Source organism: Nostoc sp. TCL26-01 (assembly GCF_013393945.1).
In the GTDB taxonomy this organism is placed as follows: domain Bacteria; phylum Cyanobacteriota; class Cyanobacteriia; order Cyanobacteriales; family Nostocaceae; genus Trichormus.
Genome location: NZ_CP040297.1, coordinates 2,363,392 through 2,380,495, shown reverse-complemented (window position 1 = coordinate 2,380,495; position 17,104 = coordinate 2,363,392). Strand labels below are relative to the sequence as shown.

Annotated in this window: 14 protein-coding genes and 1 pseudogene; 10 read left to right on the top strand and 5 right to left on the bottom strand. The window is 41.4% G+C overall.

The window, feature by feature from the left end:
- Positions 1 to 533 precede the first annotated feature (533 nt).
- The gene (locus tag FD725_RS10305; protein WP_179048043.1) at positions 534 to 2,786 is read right to left on the bottom strand and encodes a bifunctional (p)ppGpp synthetase/guanosine-3',5'-bis(diphosphate) 3'-pyrophosphohydrolase; all 2,253 of its coding nucleotides are present in this window, start codon (positions 2,784 to 2,786) and stop codon (positions 534 to 536) included.
- A gap of 291 nt (positions 2,787 to 3,077) precedes the next feature.
- Between FD725_RS10305 and patD the strand changes: the two genes are divergently transcribed.
- The gene (gene patD, locus FD725_RS10300) at positions 3,078 to 3,425 is read left to right on the top strand and encodes a heterocyst frequency control protein PatD (RefSeq protein WP_179048042.1); all 348 of its coding nucleotides are present in this window, start codon (positions 3,078 to 3,080) and stop codon (positions 3,423 to 3,425) included.
- A gap of 74 nt (positions 3,426 to 3,499) precedes the next feature.
- Here patD and FD725_RS10295 read toward each other — a convergent pair whose 3' ends face one another.
- Positions 3,500 to 4,096 (bottom strand): TetR/AcrR family transcriptional regulator, encoded by a 597-nt coding sequence (locus FD725_RS10295; protein ID WP_179048041.1) that lies wholly within the window; start codon positions 4,094 to 4,096, stop codon positions 3,500 to 3,502.
- A gap of 206 nt (positions 4,097 to 4,302) precedes the next feature.
- Between FD725_RS10295 and FD725_RS10290 the strand changes: the two genes are divergently transcribed.
- The 7 genes from FD725_RS10290 to FD725_RS10260 all read left to right on the top strand — a co-directional run bounded on the left by FD725_RS10290 (position 4,303) and on the right by FD725_RS10260 (position 10,456).
- Positions 4,303 to 5,892: a DHA2 family efflux MFS transporter permease subunit gene (locus FD725_RS10290; protein ID WP_179048040.1), complete on the top strand. Its 1,590-nt coding sequence runs from the start codon at positions 4,303 to 4,305 to the stop codon at positions 5,890 to 5,892.
- Positions 5,893 to 6,077: 185 nt separating this feature from the next.
- Positions 6,078 to 6,377, top strand: a complete 300-nt coding sequence (locus FD725_RS10285; RefSeq protein ID WP_256871886.1) for a hypothetical protein — start codon at positions 6,078 to 6,080, stop codon at positions 6,375 to 6,377.
- Complete coding sequence (locus FD725_RS10280; RefSeq protein ID WP_179048039.1) at positions 6,374 to 6,826, top strand: type II toxin-antitoxin system VapC family toxin; 453 nt, start codon at positions 6,374 to 6,376, stop codon at positions 6,824 to 6,826. The genes FD725_RS10285 and FD725_RS10280 overlap by 4 nt, the downstream gene beginning before the upstream one ends.
- 320 nt (positions 6,827 to 7,146) lie before the next feature.
- Positions 7,147 to 7,410, top strand: a complete 264-nt coding sequence (locus FD725_RS10275; RefSeq protein WP_179048038.1) for a hypothetical protein — start codon at positions 7,147 to 7,149, stop codon at positions 7,408 to 7,410.
- On the top strand, positions 7,411 to 7,875 hold the full coding sequence (locus tag FD725_RS10270; protein WP_179048037.1) for a type II toxin-antitoxin system VapC family toxin: 465 nt from the start codon (positions 7,411 to 7,413) through the stop codon (positions 7,873 to 7,875).
- 96 nt (positions 7,876 to 7,971) lie between these two features.
- Positions 7,972 to 9,630, top strand: a complete 1,659-nt coding sequence (locus tag FD725_RS10265) for an ABC transporter ATP-binding protein (RefSeq protein ID WP_179048036.1) — start codon at positions 7,972 to 7,974, stop codon at positions 9,628 to 9,630.
- A gap of 523 nt (positions 9,631 to 10,153) precedes the next feature.
- Positions 10,154 to 10,456: a hypothetical protein gene (locus FD725_RS10260; protein ID WP_179048035.1), complete on the top strand. Its 303-nt coding sequence runs from the start codon at positions 10,154 to 10,156 to the stop codon at positions 10,454 to 10,456.
- A 25-nt stretch (positions 10,457 to 10,481) separates the two neighbouring features.
- On the opposite strand, the gene FD725_RS10255 is transcribed toward FD725_RS10260, so the two are convergent.
- The gene (locus tag FD725_RS10255; protein ID WP_179051497.1) at positions 10,482 to 12,074 is read right to left on the bottom strand and encodes an iron uptake porin; all 1,593 of its coding nucleotides are present in this window, start codon (positions 12,072 to 12,074) and stop codon (positions 10,482 to 10,484) included.
- A 262-nt stretch (positions 12,075 to 12,336) separates the two neighbouring features.
- Here FD725_RS10255 and FD725_RS10250 point away from each other — a divergent pair.
- Positions 12,337 to 14,627: pseudogene (locus tag FD725_RS10250) on the top strand (DHH family phosphoesterase).
- Positions 14,628 to 14,767: 140 nt separating this feature from the next.
- Here FD725_RS10250 and psb30 read toward each other — a convergent pair.
- Complete coding sequence (gene psb30 / locus FD725_RS10245) at positions 14,768 to 14,890, bottom strand: photosystem II reaction center protein Ycf12/Psb30 (protein ID WP_066382765.1); 123 nt, start codon at positions 14,888 to 14,890, stop codon at positions 14,768 to 14,770.
- A gap of 120 nt (positions 14,891 to 15,010) precedes the next feature.
- Here psb30 and FD725_RS10240 point away from each other — a divergent pair, with 120 nt between their 5' ends.
- Entirely contained in the window at positions 15,011 to 15,376 is a 366-nt protein-coding gene (locus tag FD725_RS10240) for a YkgJ family cysteine cluster protein (RefSeq protein ID WP_179048034.1), read from the top strand.
- 208 nt (positions 15,377 to 15,584) lie between these two features.
- Here the strand turns inward: FD725_RS10240 and FD725_RS10235 are convergent, their stop codons facing one another.
- Complete coding sequence (locus FD725_RS10235; RefSeq protein WP_179048033.1) at positions 15,585 to 17,093, bottom strand: ATP-binding protein; 1,509 nt, start codon at positions 17,091 to 17,093, stop codon at positions 15,585 to 15,587.
- Positions 17,094 to 17,104: the final 11 nt, after the last annotated feature.

Genomic DNA, 17,104 nt, shown 5'->3' with positions numbered 1-17,104 from the left:
TTAAAAAAATCTGGATTGAGAATTATGTATTGAGATTGTTTAGAGCGATCGCAATCCCTAATCCCTCAACTTTCTTTGCTCTCGAATCTTGAAAGTCAACAAATATAGTGTTATTGGCTTCATAAACATTAAGTTGCTTTTTTTGGGTTGAAGTTAGTGATTAATCAATACTTAGGGAACAAAACAATTAGCTGCGATCAATATCTACATCTAAAAATAAAATTAGACATAAAAAATCGCGGACATGAACACAATGTCCGTCATCAATATACTTATAAGACAGCTAAAACTCACTTCAACAAATCCTATCACTGTTTGTAAATTCAACTTAGTATTTTTAAGTAAAATTTATATCTTTTATAAAAGTAAAATATAAGTATTTTTTCTATGACAAATCATAATCGCAGCTTTTAACGTTTTTTATCTAGAAAATGCCAACAATCAGGCAGTGGCTACAGGTAATTTTTATAATTAAAAAAGTAGAGACGTAGCACTGCTACGTCTCTACGTTCTTTTTTGGAGATGACTAATGACTATTCATCAATTTGCCCGACACGACGGATGTTGAGGATATCGCTCATTTTCTTAATTTGAGTAAAGACTTGTTCTAATTGGGGGCGATCGCGTATATCTATTCCTAAGTCCATTAATGCTGGTTGATTAATAGCTGTTTTCACTTGGGCATGACGGACGTTGATCCCTTGGTCGCTCAGGCGAGATAAAATGTCTTTTAATACCCCGACTCTATCTAGGGCTTCAATTTGGATATTCACTGGGTAGGTGTGGGGACGTGCTTGAATTTCGACTGAGGAATTCCATTTAACTGGGACTAGGCGATCGCATTCCACACTTTCCAAATTATGACACCCTTGACGATGGATGGAAATTCCCCTGCCTCTTGTGACTACACCGATAATTGGTTCTCCAGGGATGGGTGTACAACAACCAGCTAGATGATATACCAACCCTTCTACACCCACAATTGGCGAGTCGGTAGCACGAGAGGTAATCACTGTGGGTTTTGCTGTTGATTCTTTCGGCAACAATATTGGTATATCTACCACCGGCTGTTGTGCTTTTACCACTTCTCGCCAGCGATTTAGGACTAAATTTAAGGTGATTTCGCCGTAACCCAAACCGGCGAGTAAATCCTCTGGACTGTGATAATTACATTTTTCAGAGACAGTCTGCATTGCGTCTGACTTCAACAGACTATCCAAACCTGTTTTACCTAGTTCTTTTTCTAACAACTCTCGACCACGGGCGACATTTTCTTCGCGGCGCGATCGCTTATACCATTGTTTAATCCGATATTTGGCAGCTGAAGTCCTAGCGAAGTTCAACCAATCTAAACTAGGATGGCTATTCTTTTGATTAATAATCTCGACAATATCGCCATTTTGCAACCTTGTTGATAGGGGAACCATCCGCCCATTGACTCGCGCCCCGGCACAATGATTTCCGACTTCCGTATGGATATGATAGGCAAAATCTATAGTGGTAGAACCGGGACTCAAAGGTACAACATCACCTTTGGGTGTAAAGACATAAACATCGTCTTCAAATAAATTATCTTTAACACTATCGAGATATTCTTGAGCGTCCTTTAACGCACTTTGCCATTCTAATAGTTGCCGCAACCAAGTAAACTTCTCATCTGTGGTTGTCAACTGAGCATTAGAACCACCTGTTTCTTTATACTTCCAATGAGCTGCAATCCCGTACTCAGCAATGCGGTGCATTTCCATTGTGCGAATTTGTACTTCCAATGGACGACCAGTTAAACCGATAACTCCTGTATGTAGAGATTGGTAGCGGTTAGGTTTGGGTAGTCCGATGTAATCTTTAAATCTACCAGGGATGGGGCGAAAGGCATCATGTACCACAGCCAAAGCCCGATAACATTCCTCATTTGTCTCAACAATAATTCGCAACGCCGCTAAATCATAAATTTCGTTAAATTCTTTCTGCTGTCGCTGCATCTTTTGATAAATACTGTAAAGATGCTTGGGTCTGCCACTAATATCTAGACAGCGAATGCCTGCTTGGTGCATCCGATCCCGCAACATTTCTTCAGCCTTAGCTAATTTCTCTTCTCTGGAATCGCGCTTTTCGGAAACATACTTCTGAATTTGGCGAAAAGCTTCTGGTTCCAGATGTTTAAAAGCTAAATCCTCCAATTCCCATTTAATCCGCCAGATCCCCAAGCGATTGGCTAAAGGGGCAAAGATATCTCGTGTTTCCTGGGCAGAACGGCGACGGCTGTCTTCTGACATATATTGCAGCGTTCGCATATTATGCAAACGGTCTGCTAATTTCACTACAATCACGCGAATATCTTGCGCCATTGCCAAGAACATCCGCCGGAAGTTTTCTGCTTGACTTTCAGTTTTGCTAGTGAAATTGATTTTCGAGAGTTTGGTGACACCTTCCACCAACCGCCTGACCTCTGGGCCAAATAACTCTTCTATTTGTTCAATTGTGACATCTGTATCTTCAACTACATCATGGAGAAATCCAGCTGCTATCATAGCAGGACTACCCCCCAAGTCGCGCAGCAACCCAGCGACAGCGACAGGATGGCTGATATATAATTCCCCCGATTTGCGATATTGGCCTTGATGCAGTTGATAAGCAAAATCAAATGCCCGACAAATTAATGTGTTATCACTATGGGAGTGGTCATCTGCTGCCTTAGTGCCATTGGCTGAGGAATCCCGCAAACATTTCTTTAGCCATTCTGGAAGGGCAAGATCAGTTGGAGAACTTATAGCTATGCTGCTCATACAATAGAAGAGGTTTTTCGGTGGATAGGTGAAAGATGGACGCGATTAGCAGCACTGATGGTAGTGATGCTACAACCCTGATGTATTGGGAAAAAGTTACTTGAGAATAATCCTCTATTGGCCTATGGTAATCATCTATTTTAGGTTTCCAGGATCATAAACTTAAAAAAATGTATATTTTAAATACAGCCTCGAAAAAAAACTTGAGGCTGATTATGCTAGTAAGAGCCTAAGAAGAATTAGTGTATAAGGAAATTTTCTTGACATTAATACTATCGTAAATAGCACTGGATGTCTTTAAATCTGGAAAAATATCAAATACTAGTAACATTACTAGATGCTTTGCGCTCTGATATCAGCATTACACCACTGAATGCTGGGGAACTACGCCAGCGTCTGAGAACCTTACAGCAGTTGTTTGTTCAGGAGATTGCACCTCTAACTGAACCTGATTCGCGCTCACAGTCCTACAAGACGGAAATTAGCAAACAATTACGTCTTTTAGAGGTAGATGTAATGTTTCTTCAAGGGGCGCGACAAGCTACGACAGCACAAACAAGACTTGACACCATTAGCGATCGCCTTTCTACTCTAATCCAATATTGCCACGCCATACTGCAACAAAAGACACAGGAATAGTCAATAGTCATTAGTCAATAGTCATCACTCCCTCACTCAGCACTCAGCACTCAGCACTCCCCTTCTCCTGCTCTCTAGCTTTTAACCCCAACGCCTTGCATCAAAACTTCCAGAGTCCGGCGCATATAGGTTTCCAATGGTTCTGTTGTGGGTTTGAAGATGAGGGTGTAGTAAAGTGAGCCACTTAAGAGGTTGATAATTAAGTCAATATCTGCATCTGGTTGAATTTCGCCTCTGGATTTGGCGCGTTCTAGAACTGTGGCAAAGGCTTCGCGTCGGGGTTTGGTGTATTTTGTCCAGTAGACTTGGGCAAATTGGGGATTGGTGGATGCTGTACTGATAATTAAGGCGAGTGTTTGACGACCAAGTGGGCTAAATATTTTCTTAGTTACATTCTCTGTCAAGATATCCATGTCTCCCCAAAAGCTACCTGTATCGGGTATCTGGATATCTTCTCTCAAGCTCTCAATGGCATCGGCAACTAGTTCTTCTTTAGAATTATAGCGTCTGTAAATAGTTGTTTTTCCTACACCCGCACGAGATGCGATCGCTTCCATACTCGTATTCTGGTATCCAACTTCCGCTAGTAGGTCTAGGGTTGCTTGTAAAATCGCCTGGTCAGCTTGGATGCTACGAGGCCGTCCTGAAGGGTGGTGCATTTGGTTACTCATGTTTAGTACAGAGTGCTGAGTGCTGAGTGCTGAGTGGGGGAGTGGGGGAGTGGGGGAGTGAGGGAGTGGGGGAGTGAGGGAGTGATGAGTGCTGAGTAGTGACCATTAACTATTGACCAATGACCAATGACTATTGACTAATGACTATTGACTACTTAAATATGATACGTTACTGTAGCGTATATATAAATAGATACTTTTGACTCATGGCTAGCATTCCTCAAGGTTCTGCTGTGAACGCATCAGGCTACGTGGAAGGGTCGCGGAAATGGGCGATCGCTTTTACGGCTGCTCTAGGGGCAATCTTGGAAGTAATAGACACAAGTATTGTCAATGTGGCACTGACGGATATGCAGGCGAGTTTAGGGGCGACTGTGAGCGAAATTGGCTGGGTGGTGACGGGATATGCGATCGCTAACGTTGTGTTAATTCCTTTATCTGCTTGGTTGGGAGATTACTTTGGTAAAAAAACTTACTTTATTTTCTCACTGATTGGTTTTACGATCGCCTCGGTATTGTGTGGGCTATCCTTCAATTTGCCCATGTTGGTGATCTCCCGAATTTTGCAAGGTTTGTGTGGTGGTGGTTTGCTAGCGAAAGCTCAAGCAATTCTTTTTGAAACCTTTCCCCCGGCGGAACAAGGACTGGCGCAAGCAGTGTTTGGTGTAGGTGTGATAGCTGGCCCTGCAATTGGCCCCACATTGGGAGGATTTTTAGTCGATGGTTTGGGTTGGCGATGGATTTTCTTTGTCAATATTCCTTTTGGGATTTTAGCTGTGGCGATGTCCTGGATGTTTTTACTCAAGGATCAAAGTAAGAGCAAAGCTAGAAACCAAGCTGTTGATTGGTTAGGAATTGGGTTTTTAGTAGTAGCGATTGGTTGTATGCAAACCGTATTAGAACAAGGAGAGAAGGAAGAGTGGTTTTCCTCCGGTTTGATTACGAGTTTAGCTATTGCCAGTGTCATGGGATTAGGCTTATTTATTTGGTGGGAGCTAAAAATAGCTTATCCTGCCGTTGATTTAAGAGTTTTACGCCATCGTTCCTTGGCTGCGGGCAGTTTTTTATCAGCTATTGTGGGTATGGGTTTGTATGGCGCATTATTTGCTGTGCCGATTTTTGCTCAAAGTGTGCTGCACTTCACTGCCACCCAAACAGGACTTTTACTAGCACCAGGAGCATTAGCATCAGCGATCGTCATGGTGCTGTTAGGTAAATTATCCACCAAAATCGATGCCAGATTATTAATTGCGATCGGTGGTGTGGGAACAGCTTTTGTCATGTTTGATTTATCCAGCCTCACCGTCGAAACTGGAACAGATGATTTATTTTGGCCGTTGGTATGGCGGGGTGCATTCACAGTCTTAATGTTTCTTCCTTTGAGTTTGGCAACTTTAGGTTCCCTCCCCAAAAAAGATATTTCTGCTGGTTCTGGCTTTTATAACCTCACTCGACAACTAGGCGGTAGTATTGGCATTGCTCTACTCACAACCTTATTAGATAAACGTGAGGCATTTCATCGAGCCATTTTGTTAGCAAAACTTAGTCCCTATGACTCAGAAACTAATGAACGACTTGATATGCTCAAAGGAGCCTTGCAAAGTCAAGGTATGGATACAGCTACAGCCGGACAACAAGCACTCGCTTTGCTGGAACAAACTGTCAATACTCAAGCAGCAGTTTTGTCTTTTGCAGATATCTTTCGCGTTGTCGGGGTAGCCTTTCTCTGCTCTTTGCCCCTGTTGCTATTCTTAGGCAAAGGTGGAGCCGGTGCAAAAGCCCCAGTAGCACATTAAAATCATGTGATGAGTGTGAGCGCTAGCTTACTGTAGGTATTGCTTTTAAATCATTACTTTGTATAACCTGACCTGCATTAATTTTCTTTCTTTGTATAAAAGCACCCTGCTTGACTCTTATCTATTTGGAGTCAAATGAGCATATGTTCCGAATGTTATGCTAAGGTTGAAACCCATGCAAAGTCATGCAAAATAAACCGATGACCCTCACTCTTAACTTACCAACAGAATTAGAAGAGTATCTTGCACAGCAAGCGCAACAGCAAGGGCTATCATTGGAAGCATATACGTTGCAGATTTTAGCAGAACACATTCTTCCGAAAGAAAAAAAAACAAAATTAGTTAATTTACTTCAGTTGTGGATTGACGAGGATGATGCTGAAGAGCAAAAAGAGACTGGAGAGTATTTAATCCAAGCTTTGGACGAAGATAGATTATCAAATCGTCAGCTATTTCCTGTCGAGTTAAAGGGTGTAACTTGGTGAGTCGGGTAATATTGTTGGATACAGGCCCAATTGGTTTAGTTACGAATCCAAAGCGATCCCCTGAAAGTCTTGCTTGTACAAAGTGGTTACAAACTCTCATCGCATCAGATTATAGAGTTATAATTCCAGAAATCGCTGATTATGAAGTCCGTCGAGAGTTGTTACGAGCTAATAAAATCAGAGGTATTGCTCGTTTAGATGAGTTAAAACAGTTTCTAGATTATCTGCCTATCACAACTGCTGCAATGCTTCAGGCTGCAATCTTTTGGGCGCAAGCTCGTCAACAAGGACAACCAACAGCCAGTGATAAAACAATTGATGGAGACATGATTTTAGTCGCTCAAGCTATAACTCTGGCTGTTCCAGATTTCGTGATTGCAACAACAAATGTTGGTCACTTATCTCGTTTTGCTCCAGCAGAACTATGGCAGAATATTACGGATCAGTAATTTGATTGCCTTGACCAGCTACTTTAAAGTTAGCTCTTGCTTGTCGCTCATGCAACCTCTACAAAGGCAGTAAAATCAGTGGTAAAGATCCTGAATCTCATAATGAAGTTCGGTTTTTTCATCCGAGACAAGACTACTGGAATGAGCATTTTCTGCCAGATACAGAATTGGGAGATATTATGGGCATAACTTCCATTGGCAGAGTAACTGTTAAACCAATCAAGAGACTGGATAGTATTAAGATGAATGTTGCATAATTGTTGATAAGTGTTAGTTTATCTCAAAATTGCTAATCAGCTCGCTTAAAAGAATTTCCACTTATGGTACAGTTGCAGTTTCAAGAAATACTCAGTCAACTTAATCAAATGGATGTAGAAGAGCTACACCAACTCAATCAAGCTATTCAGAAATGTTTGGCTACAAAACAAAAAACTACTAATCAAACAGCATTTCATCAAGCACTGTTAAATTCTGGCTTAGTAAAACAAATCAAACGTCCTTCACATCTTACAGTAAATCCACAGCAGCTTATTCAGGTAGAGGGAAAACCTATTTCTGAAACAATTGTTGAGGAACGCTGCTAAATGACGATTTATTTTCTAGATAGTAGTGCATTAGTTAAGCGTTATGTTAGTGAAGTAGGTTCATTATGGGTATTGAGTTTATTTAATCCTGTTTTGAGTAACGAAATTTTCATTGCAGCAATTACAGGTGTTGAGATTATAGCCGCAGTTACACGTCGGGCGCGTGGAGAGAGCATAAGTTTTGTAGATGCAAAATTACTATGCAATCAGTTACGAAATGATTTGCAAACTGAGTATCAAATTGTCGAGATTACTGAAAATATAATTATTTCAGCTATGGCTTTGGCTGAAACCTATGGTTTACGTGGTTATGATGCTATTCAGCTTGCAACTTGTTTGGCTGTGAATGTACTAAGCATTGCCAACAGTTTACCTTCTGTTACTCTCATCTCAGCAGATAAAGAGTTGAATCTAGCAGCCTCTAGTGAAGGATTAGTTATTGAAAATCCCAATACTCATCTGTAATTTTGATTGCTTTGAACCGCTACTTTATAGAATTTGATACACTAGCTTAAATTTAAAAATATCCCAGCTGCTAGACTTGGGCTGATAACTAAAATTATGAGTGAAGCCTTATTTTGTATAGAAAATCTGCGAGTCGCCTATCCGCAACGTAGCGGGGAGGAGTTAAGTTGGGCAATTGATGATGTGTCTTTTACCTTGCAACGGGGTGAAAGAATGGGATTGGTGGGTGAATCTGGTTGTGGTAAGTCTACCTTGGGACGGGCGGCGATGCGCTTGTTACCAGCAGCTAGTCGGGTTGAGGGACGGGTGACGTTTCAAGGACAATCGGTATTTGATTTAACCCCAGCCCAATTGCGTCACTTTCGGGGCGAGGCGGTAGCGTTAATTTTCCAAGATCCGATGACGCGGCTTGATCCCCTGATGACGATTGGCAATCACTGTCTGGAAACTCTGCAAGCACACTCACCCCAATTATCCGCTAAGGCAGCCAAAGAAAAAGCACTGGCAACTTTAGAGAAGGTAAAAATCCCGGCGAGTCGTTGGAGTCAGTACCCCCATGAGTTTAGCGGCGGAATGCGACAAAGGGTAGCGATCGCTCTCGCTTTACTCCTCAACCCCAAATTAATTGTCGCTGATGAACCTACCACGAGTCTAGATGTCACTGTCTCGGCTCAGATTTTACAAGAATTAACACGCCTGTGTAGTGAGGAGAATATGGCGCTGTTGCTAATTTCTCACGATTTGGCAATGGTGGCTGAGTATTGCGATCGCATTGGTGTGATGTATCACGGCAAAATGGTAGAGATGGGTGCAACATCATCTGTATTTGGTAATCCTCAACATGAATATACGCGATCGCTCCTCAAGGCAGCACTGCATATTCAATCTGTGGATGATTTGGGGAGTACTGAATGGGGAGTGGGAAGTGCGGACAATACATCTCCCACCCCAATTTTACGTGTACAAGAACTTAAGCAGCATTACACCATAGAACCTAGTTTTGTGGAAAGGCTCTTTAAGGCAGAAAGTCAGACAATTAAGGCTGTGGACGGAATTGATTTAGATTTATATCCAGGGGAAATTCTGGGTTTAGTGGGTGAATCTGGATGTGGTAAGAGTACCCTGTCACGGACTATCTTACAGTTAATTCGGCCGACGGCTGGTAAAGTTGAGTTTTTAGGTCAAGATTTAACCAAGTTGTCGCGTCAAGCAATTCGGGCTTCTCGGCGGCAAATTCAAATGGTTTTCCAAGATCCCCATGCTTGTCTGAACCCAGCAATGACGGTGGGAGAAAGTATTGCTGATCCTTTATTGATTCATCATCTAGCTGATGCGGCTCAGGCAAAAGAGCAGGTTTTATGGATGTTAGAAAAAGTCGGCTTAACACCACCAGAAGTTTATTATCAACGTTACCCATCTGACTTATCTGGGGGACAACAGCAGCGAGTAGCAATTGCTCGTGCTTTGATTACTCGTCCCAAGTTGTTAATTTGCGATGAGCCTGTGAGTATGTTAGATGCTAGTGTCCAGTCGCAAGTCCTGGATTTAATGCTGCAACTCAAAGCAGAATTTGAGCTAACTTATTTGTTTATTACTCATGATTTGTGGTTAGCGAGATTTTTGTGCGATCGCATTGCTGTGATGCACGGTGGCAAAATTGTAGAATTGGGCGCTACTAAAAAGATTTTTGCTAATCCCCAACACCCTTACACTCAAACGCTTCTAGCAGCCGCGCCCTTATTAGCAAGAGCTTAAAAAAGCAAAAGTTATCCCAATTCACTAAAAATATGATACAGATCCAGACACGGAAACCCTTGTAAAACCAGGCTTTCTTAATTTTGAATTTTGTTAGCGCAGCGTAAAGCCTTCTCTTTCAGAGACGCTAACGCGAACGGCATAGCTTTGCTTAGAGCGAGTCCGCGATAGCGCAGCGTTAGCGACGCAGGAGCGTCGCGTCATTTTGAATTTTGAATTGGTATTATGCCAATTTACTCAAGTACCCCCCTGCTAGAAAACACCGTCAAGATGGTGGTGCGTAAATATTTTTGCTCATCTACCCAACAACTTCCCTTTTCTCTCTAACCGAACCGTATGGCAATATAAACAAAGTATCAAACCTATATAAAAAAATCACATGAAGTAGATAAAGCTAAGTTTAAATATCGGAAATTATCAACATCTTCTCTTCAAGATATTTGCGTAAAATTTCTCTTTAATCTGCAACTATCAAAGCTTAACGTATGAATATATCTGATAAATCATCAAAATCAATTATTCAATGCGTAATCTTTTATTAGCCATCTTCGTAGTTGGTCAGACTTTGATTTTACTACCATCTCAAGCTCAAATTGTTAGAGAATCAGAGCAGAAAGTAAATAACCCGATATCTATATCATCAGAAGAGATTCCTAATCCAAATACAAATTTGTCTGATCAGTCCAGCACTGCTAGTAACTCTAGTGATGATGCAAAAGTTATTACTGCTGACTCTAAAGCTGGTGTTGCACCAGCAGTCATTCAAAGCAACACAAGAATTCCCATACAGAGCAGAATTTTCAACCATCCGGCAATGAGACAGTAGATGCAGCTTGATCATTTAATGATGCTTAGAAACTAAAGCTACTCCTGAGTATGCCAATAGTTACAGGATCATTATCTGGTGTGTGACCTGGTTCTAAGATATGAATTATCCCTGGTGTAATGCTGATATTATCAGTTAGCTGGAAACGATAAAATACTTCAATTTGTGTCGTCGTTCCCGGTTGTCCTCCAGCACGTCCTCCGCCAGAATTAATTGAGTCAGGGACATTACTACCATCACGTAAGTTACTACTAACAATTTTAGGCGGTTGTCCAATATAAATGCCGCCCAAATTGCCTCTAGCAAATAAATCAGGGAAATTCATAAACACCATATAATTCGTAGTTTCTACATTTCCGGAACTGCCAGGAATGTAAGAATTAGTGTAACCGCCCCATGCACCTAAAGTCACACGTGGCGAAACTTGCCAAGTGACAGTAGCACCAGCCGCATTAGTTTGTAAGGGTTCGGAATTGGCACTTAAGCATTCATCACCGACAAAAGTTAACAAACAACCATCAGCAGAGTAATTATTGACGTAGTACAAACTCACGTCTAATTTATCGTTTGGTGTTAACAACAACTGTATACCTGTAGTCGTGTTGCCATCAAATAATCCAGTTCTTTTACCAGGATTACTGGGTGTATAACTAGAATAAACTGCTTGTAAACTGGCACGTTTAGCAAATTGCCAATCGAGCGCTATACCACCATGACCAAAACCCATATTTAATATCGGGTTTCTCTGGGCAAAATAGGACAGTGGCCCAGTAGCCGCACTTTCTACCCGATTTGGGCCGCGGAAGGCGGTTGTCATATTTACACCTTTGGTTCCTATCATCAGCGCTAAATTATCTGTAACTAACCAGTGATAATTTAGGTCACTAATAATTATTTGATTATCTGTGGGATATTCATAGCCCAGAAATACATCGTTGCGAGAAACGTTATTGTTAAATCTCGGTGTAGTCCCACCAGCACCATATAAAAGACCTGTAAACAAGTAACTCCGGGGAGTAAATTGGCTAGTCAAATATAACTGTGTCAGAGTGATCAGATTAATATTTGTACCACCATCATCTGTATCTTTGTTACCGTCTCTGGGGTTGACATCACCACGATTAGAACTCCGTCCTTGTACCCCAGCAATAAACAATCCACTCAGTTTAGTAGTGGGAGAAAATTGTTTAGCCGCTATGTCATTAGACTGGGTTTCTAAATTATCAATTCGACCCCGCAAAGTTGCTAATTCACTAGCAAATTCTGTTTGCAATTTTTGCAATGTGGCTAGGTCTTCTTTGGGGATGAATTCATTGCTAGTTGTTGTGATTAGCTCATTGATATGAGTTAAGCAAGCATTGACACCGGCGGCAAATTCATATCTGCTAAGAGTTCTATTCCCTCTATATGTGCTATCAGCATAACCAGCTATACAGCCGTAGCGTTCTACTAAAGACTGTAGTGCTTGGAACGCCCAATCTGTAGATTGTATGTCTTTGAGTTGGGAAACCGATGTGACTTGTGCCATCGGTTCTGGATTTTCTGCTAAAGCATCATCGACAGGTAAGGAAAATGACAATGGATATTCTTGAGCGATCGCTGTTTGCGTAACTCCCATTGCTGGTAAAATTAACAAGCAGAAGAGTATCCACAGTTGATGTTTACCACAGTAAATTAAACTTGTTTTCAATTTTTTACACTTGGACTTACATAAGATTACGTATAAAGTATATGTAAGCAGTCTGAGTATTACCTGAGTAAAATCACGATTATTACCACATCAGGTATGGCATTTGATAAGATTTGGTCAGTAATCACAGGGCTACAGTTACAATCAACTCCACCCCTTTGTCTGCTGATAACTGATTGCCAGTAGCTAAATGCTCAACCAAACTCCCACAGAACTATCAAAACCTCCCAGACGCTTACCGAATCAGCGTTGGCAAATTCACATCCAAAACCCAGAATTAGCTCAAAAACTGGCAATTGCGGCAAATATCTCACCAATTATCAGCCAGCTGTTAATTAATCGGGGGATGGAAACACCAGCACAAGCACAAGCATTTTTAAACCCTGAATCCCTAAATTTACCATCTCCCTTAGAAGATTTCCCAGATTTGGCGATGAGTGTGGAGTTGCTAGCAGAAGCGATCGCCAATCAAAGTAAAATTGCTATCTGCGGTGATTATGATGCAGATGGCATGACTAGCACGGCTTTACTATTGCGTAGTCTCCGCAGTTTGGGCGCTCAAGTAGATTATGCTATTCCTAGTCGGATGCACGAAGGTTATGGTATCAACAAGCGAATTGTTGAAGATTTTCATAGTGAAGGTGTAAAATTAATTCTCACCGTCGATAATGGCATCTCTGCATTTGAACCAATCGCTAGAGCTAGAGAACTGGGTTTAAATGTTATCATCACTGACCATCACGATATCCCTCAAAAATTACCCCCAGCTAACGCCATCCTCAACCCCAAACTCATCTCCGAATCTTCACCTTATCGCGGTGTTGCTGGTGTGGGTGTCGCTTATATCCTGGCTGTATGTCTAGCACAACAATTAGGCGAAACCAAAGGATTAGTCCAGCCAATGCTAGCACTCTTCACATTAGGAACGATCGCCGATTTAGCACCCCTAACCGGTGTCAACCGTCGCTGGGTAAAACGCGGTTTAAAGCTATTACCCAAATCCCAATTACCAGGAGTACAAGCCTTAATCCAAGTTGCAGGTGTACAAGCAAGGGAAGGGGGACAAGGGAACGAATCAATTCAAAATGACGCTCGCGGACTCGCTAACGCTGCGCTAACAAAATTCAAAATTCAAAATGGCAGAATTGGACAAGGTGATAATTCTTTCCCCCCCTCTCCCCATCCCCCCTCTCCCCCTCTCTCCAGTCTCTCAAACCAGAGGACATCGGCTTTCGCTTAGGGCCTCGCATCAATGCAGTCGGGAGAATTGGTAATCCCCAAACAGTAATCGAATTACTCACAACCGATGATCTGGGGATGGCACTAGAAAGAGCGATGCAATGCGAACAAGCGAATACCAGCCGCCAGCAAATGTGTGAGGAAATCGAACAACAAGCGATCGCCTACGTAGAGACGTTGTATACAACGTCTCTCCCGCACGAAACGTCAAATATAAAAACGTTGCATGGCGAAACGTCGGATCTAGAAACGTTACGTGCAACGTCTCTACAGGATGATCGGGTGTTGGTTGTTGTCCAACCTGATTGGCATCATGGTGTAATTGGGATTGTGGCTTCCCGGTTGGTAGAACGTTACGGTGTACCCGTGTTTATTGGCACTTATGAAGATGATGCACATATTCGCGGTTCCGCACGGGGGATTCCTGAATTTGATGTGTTCGCGGCTTTGGAATATTGCCACGATTTGCTGGGTAAATTTGGGGGACACAAAGCAGCCGGTGGATTTTCCCTACCAGCAGAGAACTTACAAGCGTTGCGATCGCGTTTATGTGAGTTTGCCAATCAATGTTTAGAACCGCAACACCTCAAGCCGTTACTCAAAATTGATGCTCAAGCTGATTTTAATCAAATCAATCCAGAACTTTACCAACAGCTAAATACTCTCCATCCTTGCGGTATTGAAAATCCAGATCCGATATTTTGGACACCCAATGTGCAAGTGGTAGAACAGCAAATCGTTGGCAAAGGACATATCAAAGCCACACTCAGCCAGACTATTGCAGGTAAAGCATATCAGTTTAAAGCGATCGCTTGGCGTTGGCGTGATTATTTCCGTTTACCACAACACTTAGATATCGCTTATAAATTGCGGGAAAATCATTTCAACGGCAACACTACCCTGGAATTAGAGTTGCTTGGTGTGAGGCTACCAAAAAACTATGTAGATGAAGCATCCAACCAACTCCACCTATTTTATCAATCTTCACCCAAGCCTTTAAGAACGACCTTTCAGTACAATCACCGTGATTATACTTGCGGTATTTATCAAAACAACTCTTTACCAGAACTCAGGATTAAAAACTCTGATGGCAAGGTATTAGTCATGCAGCCAGGTAGTAAAATTGGTTTACTGGGTAGCAATCGCCAAGATGCTCAAGAAATTGACATCTCCCTACCTCAATATCACCGTATTATTCAAGCTGCCATGAAAGCCTTATCAGTAGTGAGTCCTGAGCAATGAGTCCTGAGTTTAGAGTTTCAAAGTCACTCAGCACTCAGCGAGAAGTTGCAAGGAGGGTTTCCCTCCAGGCAAACTTCGAGAAGTTGCGTGCGAGGGTTCCCCTCGTTGAGCAAACTTCGGTGACTCAGCACTCAAAACTCTCACAGGTTGCCGTTGCGGAATGCTAGAACAAAAATTACAGCAGGCCCAGCAATAACGATTAATGCAACAGAGGTTAGCTGGAAAACAACTTCCCAATTAATATTGGCTATAGCGTCAAACATTTTTCTCCGTTCCTCCCAATTGTTTTAAAATTACTCAGTTGCAAAACCCGTATTTGATCATATCTGGCGATCGCCTGTGAAATTTAATTTACTTAACAAAAGTATAGGAAACAACATAAAATGGCAACTTGGCAATGCGTCAAACAATGTGGAGCTTGCTGTAATCTCGATCCATCAGAACGTCCAGACATCGCGGAATATCTCACCCCCAAAGAACTGGAACTGTATCTGAGCATGGTGGGTGAAGATGGATGGTGCATTAACTTTGACCATACTACAAGAGAATGCCGCATCTACTGCGATCGTCCCCGATTTTGTCGTGTAGAAACAAACATATTTCAAGATATGTACGGTATTGAGCCAGAAGAACTCAATGATTTTGCCATAGAGTGCTGCCATCAGCAAATAGAAGGTGTCTATGGTGATAGAAGTTTAGAAATGCTGCGTTTTGACAAAGCCGTTGGTATTGTAATTCGTAATTCGTAATTCGTAATTACGTTTTTGCAAGCATTAGATGTAGGTTGGGTTAATTGCAGCGCAACCCAACATGGATCTTAAAAACCCAGATAAGAAGAACAGAGTGGTGAGTGAGAGAGTCCTGAGTATAGGATTAATGACTAATAACTAATGACTATTGACTATTGACCAATGACCAATGACTAATGACTAATGACTATTGACTATTGACTATTGACTACATAGCAGCCGACTGGGTAATTAAAGGTAAGGTGATTGTAAATGTCGTACCAACGCCTAGTTGAGAACTCACACTAATTTGTCCATTGTGAGCTTCAACACATCTTTTGACAATTACCAAACCTAATCCAGTACCCTGAATTTCTTGAGAATTTGAAGCTCGATAGAATGATTCAAATAGATGAATTTGATCTGCTTCCGGGATACCAATTCCTTCATCTTGAATCTGAAAAATTGCTACACCTTCATTCAAGTCACAAGTTAAATCAAATCTAATAGTCTCCTTGTGTGGAGAATATTTAACCGCGTTCGATAGTAAATTAACAAATATATAATTTAAAAGTCGTTCATCCATATAAGCTTCTGTAAGTTCACTATGACAAGTAAAAATAATTTCATGTCCAGTAATATCTACAGATGTAAATTCTTCTATCAAATCCTGACAAAACTTTTGTAAGTTGACTGGTGCAGGATGACAATCCATTTTTCCTGCTTCAGACTTACCCATAAACAATACATCTTCCATCAAATGCTTCATCGATTGCACTGCACCTTTGATTCTTTTGATGTAAATATTTTTCTTGGCTTCTGTTAAATTTTCTCCATGCAGTTCTATCAGTTCTATTGCCGTTTGAATCACACTTAAGGGATTACGAAATTCATGGGAAACAGTAGAGATAAATAAAGACTTAAGATTATTTAATTCTCGCTCTTTTTGTAGTGCTTGTTCTAGGAATTCTGTTTGCCGTCTTTCACTCAAATCCCAAAAGACAATGACTACACCATTTACTTGATCAGGTAAACCGATGATGGGTGAAGCACTATCTCCGATTGGCACTCTTTTGCCATCTTTAGTAATTAAAGATGTGAAATCTTCTAAATAAACAACTTTTTGTTCTCTTAAAACTTTTGTGACCGGATTTTCTAAAATAGTTTCTGTAACTTCATCAACAATACAAAAAATTCTCGATATCTCGTTTCCTACAGCATCTCCTTGATGCCAACCAGTTAAAATTTCCGCAGCAGGATTCATGAATGTGACGATTCCACACTCATCAGTGGCGATGACAGCATCACTGATTGAGTTTAGCAGAGTCGCTAACCGATCGCGGTTTTCTCGAATGTCACGTTCTAAGCGATGTTTTAACAAACCCATCTCAATGGCTATACGTAAATCTTTGGAAGTGAATGGTTTGACTACGTATCCAAAGGGTTGGGTGATTTTCGCCCGTTCTATAGTATTATCATCACCGTAAGCCGTTAAAAATATGACAGGAATATCCATATATTCACGTATGTAACTAGCAGTTGTGATACCATCCATTTCGCCTTTGAGGATGATATCCATTAAAACTAAATCTGGTTTAGTCTCTGAGGCTTTGGCGATCGCTACTTTACCAGAAGAAGCTGTAGCTGTAACCATATACCCTAGTTGATGGAGTTGACTAGAAATAGTTCTAGCCACAATGATTTCATCTTCAACAACTAAAATTTTTGCTTGCACCATTATCTATTTAC

Excerpts from the sequence above, each read along its gene's own strand:
- FD725_RS10305 (WP_179048043.1), bottom strand. The coding sequence starts at position 2,786 with ATGAGCAGCATAGCTATAAGTTCTCCAACTGATCTTGCCCTTCCAGAA.
- patD (WP_179048042.1), top strand. The coding sequence starts at position 3,078 with ATGTCTTTAAATCTGGAAAAATATCAAATACTAGTAACATTACTAGAT.
- FD725_RS10295 (WP_179048041.1), bottom strand. The coding sequence starts at position 4,096 with ATGAGTAACCAAATGCACCACCCTTCAGGACGGCCTCGTAGCATCCAA.
- FD725_RS10290 (WP_179048040.1), top strand. The coding sequence starts at position 4,303 with ATGGCTAGCATTCCTCAAGGTTCTGCTGTGAACGCATCAGGCTACGTG.
- FD725_RS10285 (WP_256871886.1), top strand. The coding sequence starts at position 6,078 with ATGCAAAATAAACCGATGACCCTCACTCTTAACTTACCAACAGAATTA.
- FD725_RS10275 (WP_179048038.1), top strand. The coding sequence starts at position 7,147 with ATGGTACAGTTGCAGTTTCAAGAAATACTCAGTCAACTTAATCAAATG.
- FD725_RS10270 (WP_179048037.1), top strand. The coding sequence starts at position 7,411 with ATGACGATTTATTTTCTAGATAGTAGTGCATTAGTTAAGCGTTATGTT.
- FD725_RS10265 (WP_179048036.1), top strand. The coding sequence starts at position 7,972 with ATGAGTGAAGCCTTATTTTGTATAGAAAATCTGCGAGTCGCCTATCCG.
- FD725_RS10260 (WP_179048035.1), top strand. The coding sequence starts at position 10,154 with ATGCGTAATCTTTTATTAGCCATCTTCGTAGTTGGTCAGACTTTGATT.
- FD725_RS10255 (WP_179051497.1), bottom strand. The coding sequence starts at position 12,074 with ATGGGAGTTACGCAAACAGCGATCGCTCAAGAATATCCATTGTCATTT.
- psb30 (WP_066382765.1), bottom strand. The coding sequence starts at position 14,890 with ATGTTTGACGCTATAGCCAATATTAATTGGGAAGTTGTTTTCCAGCTA.
- FD725_RS10240 (WP_179048034.1), top strand. The coding sequence starts at position 15,011 with ATGGCAACTTGGCAATGCGTCAAACAATGTGGAGCTTGCTGTAATCTC.
- FD725_RS10235 (WP_179048033.1), bottom strand. The coding sequence starts at position 17,093 with ATGGTGCAAGCAAAAATTTTAGTTGTTGAAGATGAAATCATTGTGGCT.